The organism is Klebsiella sp. CSG-1, from assembly GCF_056521145.1.
In genome coordinates, this window is the sequence record NZ_JBWNLD010000004.1 from 384,382 (window position 1) to 398,104 (window position 13,723).

The 13,723-nt window shown below is 55.0% G+C and carries 11 protein-coding genes; 7 read left to right on the top strand and 4 right to left on the bottom strand.

Annotated features, from left to right (window positions below; translation table 11 throughout):
- Positions 1–29: 29 nt before the first annotated feature.
- Complete coding sequence (locus AC007G_RS12715; RefSeq protein WP_032695926.1) at positions 30–1,085, top strand: alkene reductase; 1,056 nt, start codon at positions 30–32, stop codon at positions 1,083–1,085.
- Between the two features lie 425 nt (positions 1,086–1,510).
- On the opposite strand, the gene AC007G_RS12720 is transcribed toward AC007G_RS12715, so the two are convergent.
- Together AC007G_RS12720 and AC007G_RS12725 are read right to left on the bottom strand one after the other, a co-directional pair.
- Positions 1,511–2,128: a LysE family translocator gene (locus tag AC007G_RS12720; RefSeq protein WP_099001061.1), complete on the bottom strand. Its 618-nt coding sequence runs from the start codon at positions 2,126–2,128 to the stop codon at positions 1,511–1,513.
- Between the two features lie 285 nt (positions 2,129–2,413).
- Positions 2,414–3,331 (bottom strand): LysR family transcriptional regulator, encoded by a 918-nt coding sequence (locus AC007G_RS12725; protein WP_032695924.1) that lies wholly within the window; start codon positions 3,329–3,331, stop codon positions 2,414–2,416.
- A gap of 103 nt (positions 3,332–3,434) precedes the next feature.
- On the opposite strand from AC007G_RS12725, the gene AC007G_RS12730 reads away from it, so the two are divergent.
- The 6 genes from AC007G_RS12730 (at position 3,435) to AC007G_RS12755 (ending at position 10,947) form a co-directional block, all read left to right on the top strand.
- Positions 3,435–4,643, top strand: coding sequence for an MFS transporter (locus AC007G_RS12730; protein ID WP_099001062.1), 1,209 nt, complete (start codon positions 3,435–3,437; stop codon positions 4,641–4,643).
- A 446-nt stretch (positions 4,644–5,089) separates the two neighbouring features.
- Complete coding sequence (locus AC007G_RS12735; RefSeq protein WP_032700116.1) at positions 5,090–5,647, top strand: winged helix-turn-helix transcriptional regulator; 558 nt, start codon at positions 5,090–5,092, stop codon at positions 5,645–5,647.
- Positions 5,631–6,674 carry an HlyD family secretion protein gene (locus AC007G_RS12740; protein ID WP_046852660.1) on the top strand — a complete coding sequence of 348 codons (1,044 nt, stop codon included), beginning with the start codon at positions 5,631–5,633 and terminating at the stop codon, positions 6,672–6,674. The genes AC007G_RS12735 and AC007G_RS12740 overlap by 17 nt, the downstream gene beginning before the upstream one ends.
- Entirely contained in the window at positions 6,671–8,233 is a 1,563-nt protein-coding gene (locus AC007G_RS12745; protein ID WP_142631079.1) for a DHA2 family efflux MFS transporter permease subunit, read from the top strand. Before AC007G_RS12740 ends, AC007G_RS12745 begins: the two co-directional genes overlap by 4 nt.
- Before the next feature lie 19 nt (positions 8,234–8,252).
- Positions 8,253–9,527, top strand: a complete 1,275-nt coding sequence (gene fabF / locus AC007G_RS12750; protein ID WP_142631078.1) for a beta-ketoacyl-ACP synthase II — start codon at positions 8,253–8,255, stop codon at positions 9,525–9,527.
- Positions 9,528–9,996: 469 nt separating this feature from the next.
- A complete protein-coding gene (locus AC007G_RS12755; protein ID WP_032700121.1) occupies positions 9,997–10,947 on the top strand; it encodes an AraC family transcriptional regulator in 951 nt (316 codons plus the stop codon).
- 48 nt (positions 10,948–10,995) lie between these two features.
- Here AC007G_RS12755 and AC007G_RS12760 read toward each other — a convergent pair whose 3' ends face one another.
- Positions 10,996–12,051: an NAD(P)-dependent alcohol dehydrogenase gene (locus AC007G_RS12760; protein ID WP_046852663.1), complete on the bottom strand. Its 1,056-nt coding sequence runs from the start codon at positions 12,049–12,051 to the stop codon at positions 10,996–10,998.
- 580 nt (positions 12,052–12,631) lie between these two features.
- Positions 12,632–13,657, bottom strand: coding sequence for an alpha/beta hydrolase (locus tag AC007G_RS12765; RefSeq protein ID WP_223306670.1), 1,026 nt, complete (start codon positions 13,655–13,657; stop codon positions 12,632–12,634).
- Between the last annotated feature and the right edge of the window lie 66 nt (positions 13,658–13,723).

A 13,723-nucleotide genomic window follows, 5' to 3' on the forward strand; every position in this document is an offset into this window, starting at 1 on the left:
ACTTTTTATCAGGCTACAGGAAAAGAAAAATGGATAAAATATTTACCCCGTTCAAACTCGGGCAGTTAACGCTGAATAACCGTCTGGTGATGGCCCCCATGACCCGTAGCCGTGCTGAATATGACGGTACGCCGGCTGACATTGCGGTTGAATACTACGCACAGCGCGCCGGGGTGGGCCTTATCGTTGCAGAAGGGACGCAGCCCAGCGATGACGGACAGGGTTACTTAATGACGCCCGGTATTTACACCGACGCACACGTGGCGGGCTGGAAACAAATCACGTCAGCCGTTCACAATAAGGGCGGTCATCTGTTCATCCAGCTTATGCATACCGGCCGCATGAACCATCCTGACAATACGCCGCACCATCGTCAGGGCGTGGCGCCTTCCGCTATTGCCCCCGGCGTACAGATGTTTACTGCAACCGGCATGCAGGATATTCCGGTGCCACGCGAACTGACAACGGAAGAAATCCGCAGCACGGTTGCTGATTTCCGTTATGCGGCACGGCGTGCTGTTGAGGCTGGTGCCGACGGCGTGGAAATCCACGGCGCTAATGCCTATCTGATACACCAGTTTTTAGCACCAAGCGCCAACCAGCGCATCGATGAATATGGCGGCTCCATTGAGAACCGTGCCCGTTTTGCGCTGGAGGTGGCGGCAGCCATTGCAGAAGAGATTGGTGCAGACAAAACCGCGATCCGTCTTTCCCCGGGCAGCCAGATTTGGGGTATTAATGAAGGTGAGGAAGGCCCGGCGCTTTATCGTTACCTGGTTGCTGAATTGAATAAGCTCGGACTGAGCTACCTGCACATTATGCACATGGGCAATGAGGAACTGCTGGGTGAACTGCGGGCGTTATGGACGCAACCGCTGATCCTGAATCGCCCCGGGAAAAGCAGAGAAAACATCGGTGATGATATCCAGTCCGGTCTTGCCGAACTGGAATCTTACGGCCAGATGATTCTGGCTAACCCGGACTTTCCAGAGCGGGTGAAAACAGAGGCGCCGTTGAACAGCGCAGATCCGACGACCTACTATGGCGGTGGTGTCAAAGGATATACTGATTATGCCAAAATGTAGTCATTTATTATGCCCGGGAAGGGCGTAGCAAGCCCCTTAAAAAGAAGTCTCTGCCAGTCGTGGGAGATTGAAAGCCAAACACAATAAGACAGAGCCAAAACCAGATGAAAACCCCGCCCACAGGGCGTGGTTTTCAGTTGGCAATAAAAAAGGATATGTCTTTAGGCATATTTTTTACTATCACCGTCCAACGATATCGCGCTTGTCTTGCGGGGTGATGGTATTACTGACCCTTCATTAGCCCCACTACGTAAACTGTTTCCAGTTACCCACACTTATACTCACTCAATGAGTCACTCGAATATTGACGAGTCCGGCCGTTGAACTCACGGCACAAAGCGGACAGCTGTAGGACTTACTGTCTGCTTTGTGCGAGGGGCCGACCTTAATGTTGCACATCCATGGCTAGTTTGTAATCGTATGAATTACTTTAACAGAAGCCGTATTCCCAGAACGGCCATGACTCCCCCGCTTAATTTATCGATGAACTTACGGTATTTAATGTAAGTCTGACGCGGCCCGTCCGTTGATAATACGTATGCTACGACTGCATACCACAGTACATCAATAGCGAAAGCCATTAAGGGCAGGATAATATACATGGCAGGCTGAATGTTTTTACTAAGCGCTGCGGAAAAAATACTGGCAAATACCAGAGCGGTATGCGGATTACTAATTTGCGTGAATACGCCAGTGAGAAAAGCTTTTGAGGCGCTGACTTCCTCTGTCACGGCAGAATCGATAAACTTGTTTGCAGGACGCCGAAAGATTTTTAACGCAAGCCATAACAGATATAAACCACCGGCAATCTTCAGGCCTGTGTAAAGCGATGGAACCAATGTCAGCAGGGTGTGAAGGCCCGCTAACGCGATGGCGGCAAAAATAAGCGCACCAAAACCCATACCGGCCGCCACAGATAATGCCGTCCGTCTTGAACTGGACATGGCCGTGCGGGCAACAAGAAGAAAGCTGACTCCCGGGCTCATAGCGCCAAAAAGGATAGCAACGCCAATCGCAGAAAGCGCAATCAAATCATTTGTCATTCATCTTCTCCCTCATACTAAACGTCAGCCAGTGTCGAACCACACATCTCATGGATCGCTCCCAATTGTCACCATAGCACAACGTCAGCAACTTCCGCCTCTGGCAAAGAGCGGACTGGACATGGCGTTTAGTTCTGGCGTGTAGTCAATGTGGGTTTTCGTTTCATGGCAACGTCCCCTCTTCTTGAACAATAGCGTGGCATCGAGCCGTTGAGCTCACAGCGAAATACAGGCGCTGGAAATTCATTTTACCAACGGGACCCACTGTCGCGACTCAATGCCGCCTTATGTTGCTAAGGAGATATTGCTCAATTTCTGATGCATGAAGTCAATGAGCGCTCTTGTTTTAGCGGGCAAGTAACGCCGATCGGAATAAAGGGCGAACAATTGCAATGGGGCTGGCGATTGTTCAAACTCAATCTCGATTAACCGTCCATCGCTAATGTAGGGTTGGCAGGCTTGTTTCGATAGGATTGCAAAACCCACGCCTGCTACCGCAGCGCGTCCTGCCATCTCTCCGCTGTTTACCCGATAATGCCCTTTAACCTTAATTGTCTCGAATCCCCCCTTCATATTGACAAACTGCCAGGGGGCACCTTTCAGCGCACTTACCGTTGTAATGCAGGGTAATTCTTCAAATTGCCGAATATGAGAAGGGGTGCCATAGCGCTGAATGACGGAAGGGGCTGCAACAATGGTGCAAGGGATAGTCACCAGATGCCGGGCTATGTAGTCACTGTCATCCATCTGACCACGAGTAATAATGATAGCTAAATCCAGATCATCTCTCAGGGATTCGAGGCCTGACAAATTTGTAACACAGCTGATCTCCAGGTCCGGGTACTGACAGGCGAAATCGGCAATAACAGAACCCAACAATGCGGGACCTATTTCATTGGGAATACAGATGCGTAGTGGCCCCTTGAGCTGCATTTGCCGCAACGTTAGCTCGGTCTCAGTTTGCTCAAGCGCCTCCAGTAATGGCTTCGCGCGGATATAGAGCAGGTGCCCCGCCTGGGTGAGTTTCATATGTCGGGTGCTACGCTCAATAAGCTGAAGATTCAGTTTTTCTTCTAACTGAGAAATACAGCGACTCACGTTTGATGTCGGCATTGCAAGGACTCTTGCGGCCCCAACGAAACTTTCTCTTTCAACCACCGCGATAAACACTTTCAGTGTATTAAAATCAAGCGCTGAACGCATCAACTATCCCATATTTGATAATAATAAGTGCCATTTTTACCATCTAATGAACATCATTGATAGTGGTTAAACTCGGATATCTTTCAGCCACAGGTTGCTTACTATGCCACTGGTCACACAGACGTTTAATCATAAAACCCTCATGCGGATAGCCATTGTAATGGCTTTTGTCCAGTTCACTAATGCATTGGAATATATGGCGTTAACGCCCGTTTTTGCTTTTATGGCCGAGGGATTTTCGGTTCCTGTATCATTTTCTGGCTATGTCTCTGGTATGTATACGCTGGGTGCGGTGCTTTCTGGGATCGTTGCTTTTTATTGCATCGATCTGTTTAATAAAAAACAATTCTTGTTCACGAATATGGTGCTATTGGGAGCACTAACATTTTTGCCCACCCTCACTACTCATTTTGACATTCTTCTGGCACTGCGATTTTGCGCAGGAGCGGTTGGTGGTACGACAATGGGGGTGGGTATGAGTATTTTAATAAATTACGCCCCGGCAAACTTACGTGGAAAAATGCTGGCAACGGTAATTGCGTCATTTTCGCTGGTCAGTATCGTCGGCATGCCAGCGATATTATTTTTATGCACGCACTATGGTTGGCATACTGCGCCAGGGTTAATCAGTTCGCTTTGTCTGTTATCTTTACCGTTGATAATATTTATTATCCCTAAGGATACGGCCCCATCAGGCGTGAAGAGGAATCTATCTATTGATGCTCAAACCTTACTTTTCGCCTCTTGTACTGCCCTTGTACAATTCAGTCCAATGCTGATCATTCCCATTTTGGCGCCCTTAATGACGCAGTATATGGGCGCACAACAAAACCTATTACCTTTATTGTTCTTAAGTGGCGGGATAGCCGGTTATCTGTCTACAAAAATAACAGGCATGCTGACATCGCGTTTATCTGCTCTGATGCTGGCAACAATTTCAACTCTGTTCCTGGTGGCAAGTTTGCTGATTCCGGCGATGGGTTATCATAATGTATTTCTATTTATAACCTTATTTCTTGGCGCTTCATACAGTCGGCTGGTTTGCGCGTCGTCGGTTGCTGTCCAGTATCCTGAGGATGAACAACGAGCCAGCTTTACTTCACTACAGACAGCCATGATGTACCTGATAACAACTCTCGCATTCTTTCTGTCTTCCTTATTACTACCGGACCAGGGAATAACAACGCAAAATCTGAACAGACTGCTGGTTGTCAGTGCATTAGCCGCCTCTGTATTTCCCGTAATGGTCATAATACTTCAAAAGAAACTGGCTAAACGCACTATCCCGGCTGACCACTTCATCATTGATTAGCATAACGTCCGCTCCTGCCGCGGAGCGGACCGTCAGACTCTGCTCCGTTCGGTTTCAGGCTGTCTGCCCCCCTTCCCCATAGACGACATCCCGGCTTCCCCTGCCTTTTATGACACGAGTCATTAACTAACACGCTAATAAATAATAAAAATACGACAGAATGAAGGGACCAGGCACAATGCGATTGTTTATTGGCATAACGTATGGCGCTCCGGCAATCAACCCCCTTAGCGCCCGCTCAATTCGCTTCCGTCACGCTCTTACCCACCCCGGCCCCTGCACCACCGTTTTGCGCTAAGCCGTGTCACCCCATATTGGTCTATCGCCTGTGTACCTTAACGCCTGCGCCATGAATCTGCTGAGAGATCGTTTTTTAAGTAACTTGCATTTTGATAGTTACTATGTCAATTTGCTCCCGAAAGCCACCTATCTATCCGGGCCAGTCCATGAAAAATGAACCGCTTTGCCACGCTCCCTGCCCCATCGCCCGTAGCCTTGGCCGCATCGGTGACAGCTGGAGCATAATGATCCTGCGCGACGCCTTCGCCGGCTTTACCCGCTTTGACGAGTTCCAGAAAAGCAGCAACGTCGCGCCGAATATTCTTTCACGCCGCCTGAAGGCGCTGGTAGACGACGGCCTGCTGGAGAAGGTTTGCTACAGCAGCACACCGCCGCGCTACGAATACCACCTCACGCAAAGCGGCCGCGACTTTCGCATGGTACTGCTGGCGCTGGCGGAATGGGGTAACCGCCACTTCTCACCCGAAGGCCGTCAGATGCAATTGGTGGAAAGTGAAACCCAGCGGCGCGTGGAACCGATCCTGGTCGATAAAGCGACCGGCGAAGAGATTATTCCGGGTAAATACACCATGGTGCCGGGACCCGCCGCTTCGCCGATGATGAAATACCGTCACGACTATCTGTTGCGCAAACGCGAAGGCGATAGCGGGCAAAAATTCCAACCCGAACCCTACCGGGATGCCAGCAATGAACCCGGCCAGTAAGAAAAGCGCCTTCGTCCTGGCGGCACTCGCCGTCGCCGCACTGGCGGCAGCGAGTTACGGCGCTTACTGGTGGCATACCGGGCGCTTTATCCAGACCACCGATGATGCCTATGTTGGCGGTGACATTAGCGCCATCTCCAGCAAAATCTCTGGCTATATCCAGCAGCTGGCGGTGCAGGACAATATGGCGGTGAAAAAAGGCGATCTGCTGATTCGCATCGACGACCGCGATTACCGCGCCGCACGGGCAAAAGCCGTCGGAGAAGTGGCGGCGCAGCAGGCCGCGCTGGCCGATATCATTGCCACCCGCCAGCTACAGCAGGCGACGATTGCCGGTTCTGCGGCCTCGTTACAGGCCGCCGCCGCGGCGGCCGAAAAATTGGCTAACGACAACCGGCGCTATAACGCCCTGGCCGCGTCGAGCGCGATTTCCGCACAAATCCGCGATAACGCCTCCGCCGATTACCGCCGGGCGCGCGCCGAGCAGGATAAAGCAAAAGCGGATAAAACCGCCGCCGAACGCCAGCTGGCGGTGCTGGATGCCCGCCAGCAACAAACCCTGGCCGCCCTGACCCAGGCCCAGGCTAACCTCGAGATGGCCACGCTGAACCTCAGCTATACCGAAATTCGCGCGCCGTTCGATGGCGTGATTGGCAACCGCCGCGCGTGGTCCGGTTCGTTCGTCAGCAGCGGCACGCAGCTGCTTTCGCTGGTTCCCGCGCACGGCCTGTGGATTGACGCCAACTTCAAGGAAAACCAGTTGGCGCATATGCGTGCCGGCCAACCGGTAACCATCGTGGCCGATGTGCTGCCGAACCGCACCTTTAAGGGCCATGTCACCAGCCTGGCACCGGCGACCGGCTCACGCTTCAGCATTCTTCCTGCGGAGAACGCGACGGGGAATTTTACTAAAATCGTTCAGCGCGTACCGGTTCGCATTGCGCTGGAAGGAGAAGGGGCAAAACTTGACGTACTGCGCCCAGGGCTATCGGTAGTCGTCACCGTGAACGAAAAGAGCCGCCGATGAGCACCGCTCAGGCGCTGTCCGTCCCGCAGGGTCTGTCGATGCCGATGACGCAGAAGATCTTCGCTTTCGCCAGCATGTGCGTGGGCATGTTTATCGCGCTGATCGATATCCAGATCGTGTCCGCCTCGCTGCGGGATATCGGCGGCGGCCTCTCGGCGGGCGACGATGAAACCGTCTGGGTACAAACCAGCTACCTGATCGCCGAGATCATTATTATCCCGCTTTCCGGCTGGCTGGCGCGGGTCATGTCGACGCGCTGGCTGTTTGCCGCTTCCGCGGCGGGCTTCACGCTGATGAGTCTGCTGTGCGGCTGGGCGTGGAACATTCAGAGTATGATCGCCTTCCGCGCTCTGCAGGGGCTGGCGGGCGGATCGATGATCCCGTTGGTTTTCACCACCGCCTTCGCCTTTTTCCAGGGTAAACAGCGGGTCATCGCCGCCGCGACGATCGGCGGCCTGGCCTCCCTGGCCCCCACGCTTGGCCCGACGGTGGGCGGCTGGATCACCGAAAACTTCAACTGGCACTGGCTGTTCTTTATCAACGTTATTCCGGGGATTTACATCGCGGTTGCCGTACCGCTGCTGGTGAAAGTCGATAGCGCTGACCCCTCGCTGCTGCGCGGTGCCGACTACCTCAGTATTCTGCTGCTGGCGTTATCGCTCGGCTGCCTGGAATATACCCTCGAAGAAGGCCCGCGCTGGGGCTGGTTTGACGACGCCACCCTGACGACGACCGCCTGGGTCGCCCTGCTGTGCGGCGTGGCGTTTATTATCCGCACCCTGCGCCATCCGCAGCCGGTCATGGATCTCCGGGCCCTGCAGGACCGAACCTTCAGCCTCGGCTGCTATTTCTCGTTTATGGCCGGCGTCGGCATCTTCGCCACCATCTATTTAACCCCACTGTACCTCGGTAGCGTGCGCGGTTTCAGCGCCCTGGAAATTGGCCTGGCGGTATTTTCCACCGGCCTGTTCCAGGTGATGTCGATCCCGTTTTATTCGTGGCTCGCCAACCGCGTCGACCTGCGCTGGCTGCTGATGGCCGGGCTGATCGGCTTTGCGGTGTCGATGTACAGCTTTGTGCCGATAACCCACGACTGGGGTGCCGACCAGTTGCTGCTGCCTCAGGCTTTTCGCGGACTGGTGCAGCAGTTTGCCGTCGCGCCTACCGTGACCCTGACGCTGGGCAGCTTACCTCCCGCACGCCTTAAGCTGGCCTCCGGGCTGTTTAATTTAATGCGCAATCTCGGCGGCGCCATCGGCATCGCCCTGTGCGGAACGGTGCTTAACGACAGGACCAATTTGCATTACAGCCGCCTGGCGGATCATCTGAATAACGCCAACCTGGCAATGAGCGATTTTGTTCAGCGCAGCGCGGCAAACCTTGTCGCTCAGGGGATCTCCCCGGATGCCGCTCATACGGCGGCGCTGAAAAATCTTTCCGCACTGACGCTGCGGGAGGCACGAACACAGGCATTTTCCGATGCTTTTTACCTCATCATGATCGGTTTTTTGATTGCCGCGCTGCTGGTTCCCTTAATGAAAAAGCCGCCGGCACACTGATATTACAGGAGAGTTGATTATGGGCGTTTCAGCTAAACGCATTGTCGTGACCGGGATGGGGATTGTCAGCCCTCTGGGCTGCGGCGTACAGCACGTCTGGCAGTCGCTGCTGGCAGGTAAGTCAGGTATTACCAGGCTTAGCGAGCAGATGGTCGAAGACATTCCCTGCAAAGTGGCCGGGCAGGTTCCGTCCATCGAACGCGATCCGCTGCACGGCTTCGATCCGCAGGCGACCATCCCGGCCAAGGAACGCAAAAAGATGGATCGCTTTATCGAATTTGCGCTGGTTGCCGCGCGTGAGGCGCTAACGCAGGCCGGGTGGTCGCCTGCATCAGCGGCAGAACAAGATCGCACCGCAACGGTAATCGCCACCGGGATCGGCGGGTTCAGCGAGATCGCCCATGCGATACATACAACGGACCAACGCGGGCCGCGTCGCCTGTCTCCGTTCACCATCCCCTCTTTTCTTGCCAACCTGGCCGCCGGACATGTGTCTATCGCCCACGGTTTCCGTGGCCCCATCGGCGCGCCGGTCACCGCCTGCGCGGCAGGCGCGCAGGCCATTGGCGATGCTGCACGGATGATCCGCAGCGGCGAGGCGGATATCGCCCTCTGCGGCGGCGCAGAAGCGGCAATTCATCGCGTTAGCCTTGCCGGGTTTGCCGCAGCAAGAGCGCTCTCCAGCGCAGCCAATGATCAGCCGGAAGCGGCTTCCCGCCCCTTTGACCGCGACCGCGATGGTTTTGTGATGGGAGAAGGCGCCGGGCTTATCGTGATTGAATCGCTGGAACACGCGCTGGCGCGCGGCGCCACCCCGCTGGCAGAGCTGGTCGGCTACGGCACCAGCGCCGATGCTTATCACCTGACCGCTGGCCCGGAAGACGGTAACGGCGCGCGTCGGGCCATGGAAATGGCCATTCGTCAGGCGGGGGTGGCAGCAGAAGAGATTGACCATATCAACGCCCACGCCACCTCGACTCAGGTCGGAGACAAAGGCGAACTGGCGGCGATAAAAAGCCTGTTCGCCACGCATCCCGTCGCCATTACGTCAACGAAATCAGCAACCGGCCATCTGTTAGGCGCGGCCGGCGGGATTGAGGCTATTTTCACCATTCAGGCGCTGCGTGACCAGGTGGTACCGCCGACGCTGAACCTGCATCACCCCGATGAAGACGCGGAAGGCCTGAACCTGGTGGCGCGGGTGGCCCGCCCGCAGAAGATGCGTTATGCGCTGTCGAACGGTTTTGGCTTTGGCGGCGTCAACGCCAGCCTGCTGCTGAAACGTTGGGAATAATGGTTCCGCTCCCCTTCTGGCAATCGCCGGCGGGGGAGTTCCATCAAGGCAAAACGCGCATTGATACTCACGGTTTATTTCTGCTTGTTGATGCTTAAGTTTTCCCCGCGTCTTTCTCGAGGGCGTTACCGCCGCGTAGCATCGGCATCGACTGGCGGCGGGCCGTCGCCGGTTTTGGCGGGTACGGCTATGGCAGGAAGCACGTCGCCATAGCCGCCGTGGCGCCCCCTTCCACGCCGATGTCGGCGGGCGCCACCACGCTCCATGCCCTGCTGCAGATGATGACCGTCGCCCCCGGATCCCCAGATGGGCCAGCGCGGTTTTAACCTTTAGTGTGAATCTCAACGCAGGGAACACAGTCCGTTTGCGCAGCCTGTTGGTAAATAATATCGTGGGTGCCGACGCGACCAATTGTTCATCTGCCTTGCTGCCGATTAAAGCATCCACCACTCAGTTGAGGAGCCAGACCATGCCTGATAATCATCCGGACTCACAGCATATACGCTGGCAACAGGAAATGGCGTCACGACGTGGTGAGATCAGGGAGAAAATCAGAGCCTATACCGGACGGCGTGAACAGATTCTTTGCCCCTTTCCCGGCGTGAGCGTTGTGGAATTACACCGCCCGATGCCCCCCTACGCTTGTCTCTACCAGCCCAGCGTGTCGCTGATTCTTCAGGGGGAGAAGCGCGTCAGTCTGGGCGAAAAAACCTATGCCTATAATGAATCCCACTTTCTTCTGACCGCCGTCAATTTGCCGACCGTCGCCGAAGTGATGCAAGCCAGCGCTGAACAACCGTTTATCTCGCTGCTGCTCCAGCTGGACTTATCTCTCGCCCGGGAAGTGATGATCGACATGAAACAGTACGGCAATGACGCGGAATACAGAGATGAGGGAATGTCGCTCGGGCCGGCAGACGGCCCGCTGCTTGATGCGCTGCTACGTTATCTGAACGTCAACGAACATCCTCAGGATAAAGGCTACATGGGTAACCTCATTCAGCGCGAAATACTGTATCGCATTCTCACCAGCCCGGCGGGCAGGACCTTAAGAGAAACCGTATTGACCGGCTCCAGCGGGCAACGGATATCCGTGGCCATGGACTGGCTACGCGATAACTATGCGCAGCCGTTAAAGGTCGAAGCGCTGGCGCGGATTGCCGGTATGGGCGTCTCCACGCTGCACCACCATTTTCGCCGCATGACGAACATGAGCCCACTGCAGTACCAGAAGCAGCTACGGCTTCTTGCAGCCAGACGGTTGTTATTGTCGCAAGATGCGGATGCCTCGACGGCGGCGATAAGCGTAGGGTATGAAAGCGTCAGCCAGTTCCACCGTGAGTACAAGCGTCAGTTTGGTATCACGCCGATCGGCGATAAAGCCCTGTCGCTGGCGGCCGGGACAGGGCGCCCCTACTGAAGATCAGCGTACAGGCTGACACCGGTTCGCCGATGTCAGCCGTCCTTATCAGGCCGACAGCGAGGCCATATCAATCACGAAACGGTACTTCACCTCTCCCCGCTCCATGCGTTCAAATGCCTGGTTAATCTGCTGTATCGGGATGATCTCGCACTCCGGGTAAACCCCTTTCTGCGCGCAGAAATTCAGCATCTCCTGGGTTTGCGCAATGCCGCCGGAAGGTGAGCCGGTAATGCGGCGGCGCCCCAGGATTAGCGGTAAGGTGCTGAAACCCTCCATATTCCCCAGATTGCCAACAATCACCAGCGCCCCTTCGATATCCAGCAATGGCACGTACGCAGAGAGATCGTGCCGGGTGGGGATCGTGTCAATAATCACGTCGAACGAGGAGCCTGCCCGCTGCATATCCTCTGCTGATGTCGACAGTAAAACATGTTTCGCCCCCAGCTCATGCGCCTCCTGAGCTTTTGCCGCGCTACGGGTAATCACGGTGACCGTAGCGCCCAGCGCCTCTGCCAGACGTACGGCAAGATGTCCCAGGCCACCGATGCCAATCACCCCGACGCGTGAGCCCGGCCCCACATTCCAGGTGCGCAGCGGGGAGTAAACGGTAATACCGGCGCACAGGAGCGGCGCGGCGCGGGAAGGATCGAGCGCTTCCGGCAGATTTAAGACAAACTCTTCTCGTACCACGATATGTTTCGCATAGCCGCCATAGGTTATCTCACCTGAAATGCGATCGCGGCCGTTGTAGGTCACCGTCGGAAATTCTCGGCACATTTGCTCTTCGTGTCGACGGCACTGATCGCACTCCTGGCAGCTGTCGACTATCGTCCCGACGGCCACCATTTGCCCGACCTGATAGCGGCTCACTTCACTGCCAACCTCAGTCACCCGGCCAATAATTTCGTGCCCGGGAACGCAGGGGTAAACGGTCGCCCCCCACTCTTTCCAGTCATCCCGGGTTTGATGCAGATCGCTGTGGCACACCCCGGACCACAGGATCTCAATCGCCACATCATTCCTGCGCAAGGCGCGTCGTTCAAAGCTGAAGGGAACCAGCGGAGTGGTGGCATTAAGTGCGGCATAACCCATCGTTTTCATAGCTGCTCCTGTTGTGCATTAACCTTGCTGAACTGTAGCGGCCAGATGCACAACCCGGTGAGCCCGATCCTGCCTGATGACTGCCTATTACTCTTGAGCCGTGAATATCCGTTCGCGGGAAGATATCGCCGGGCTTATCTCCTGCGACGATATGCAGGGACCTGGCTGAATAGCGCCGTTGGCGGGCGCGTATGGCGCTTCACGCGCAATGTGGCCGGGAACATCGCAGGGAATAAGAGCGGGAAGAAAGGCGCTGGCCGAGTGGCTTTTTTTAACCCCACTCAATGGTAACGGGCGCTGTGAACTCATTTGATCCTCCGCCTGAAAGCCATCCCAAGTGAATGATTCACTCGCTCGAGAACCAGCCTGTCACCTCAGGCTCATCGTTTTCATTCCCTGCTCCGGATCAGGTCTATGAATTCCATTCATAGCGCCTATTTAATCAGCGTAATTATCTTTAACCGCATCTTCGTTAATCTGGGGATATCGGCTGAAGACACAATATGAAATACAGCAGGAAAGTAGCTACCGCTGATGAGAGTACCCCAGCCTGCGCGGCTGGGGCGTCATCGGAAGCTAACTAAATATGCTTATCGAAGAAGACGTCTAATTTTTGCATTGCCTGGTCAACGTATTTAGGCACCCAATACGTTTCAATATGGGTAGCGCCATCGATCAGGAACAGTTCTTTATCCTTCGTACCGCTGGCTTTCGCAAACGCATCTTCAGTCATATAGAGCGTATCGGCTTTTGTACCGGCAATCATCAGCAGCGGTTTATTGATGAGATTGATATGGTCCGTTACGTCAAAGCTCATCAAATCCAGAAGGCTGCTGGTGGTGTATTTAAACGTGGAGTTCGGGTGTGCGTGGGTTTTCCAGTAGTACTCGTAGCCCTGGCGATACAAAGCAAAAGGTAATTTAGCAATCTGTTCATCAGTCAGGTTGGCATCGCCGGAGTAAAGCACTTCGCCTCCGGCTGCTTCCTGAGCGCGAGCGTCAGAAGCCTGCTGAAGCCGCTGCTGGATAGTCTCCAGCTGTGAATCCTGCATACCGTTGCGGCGCACAAGACCTGAATTAAACATGCTGATAGTTGCAATCGATTTGAACCGTTTGTCCGTCTCGGCGGCAACCAGTGAATACCCGCCGCCACCGCAAATGCCAAGCAGGCCAAGGCGGGAAGTATCAACCCCGGGATACTGGCTGATGTAATCCGCCATACCGTGGATATCCTCGATACGATTTGCCGGTTTATCCACGCTGCGAGGCATCCCACCGCTGGCGCCCTGATACGCGGCGTCGGCGGTAATCGTGATGTAGCCCTGCTCAGCGAGACGCTGGGCATACAACCCGGCGACCTGTTCTTTTACACCGCCATTAGGATGCGCGACTACCACGGCAGGGTATTTTTTGGCGGGATCGTAGTTAGCTGGCGTATAGACGTTGGCAGCAATCTGGATGCCGTGCAGATCGTATTTCACCGGATGAATATTGACCTTGCCTTTGACGTTCTCAGTAATGGCACCGTCATAGGCCAGTGTGAATGGATTTTTCTTGTAATCAGCCGCATTGACTGAGGTCACTCCGGCCATTGCCGTGAGTAGCATGGCACTGATAAGCGTGAATTTCATGGTCTCTCCCGATGAGTGTCGGCCTGGTTATACAGACTCGCG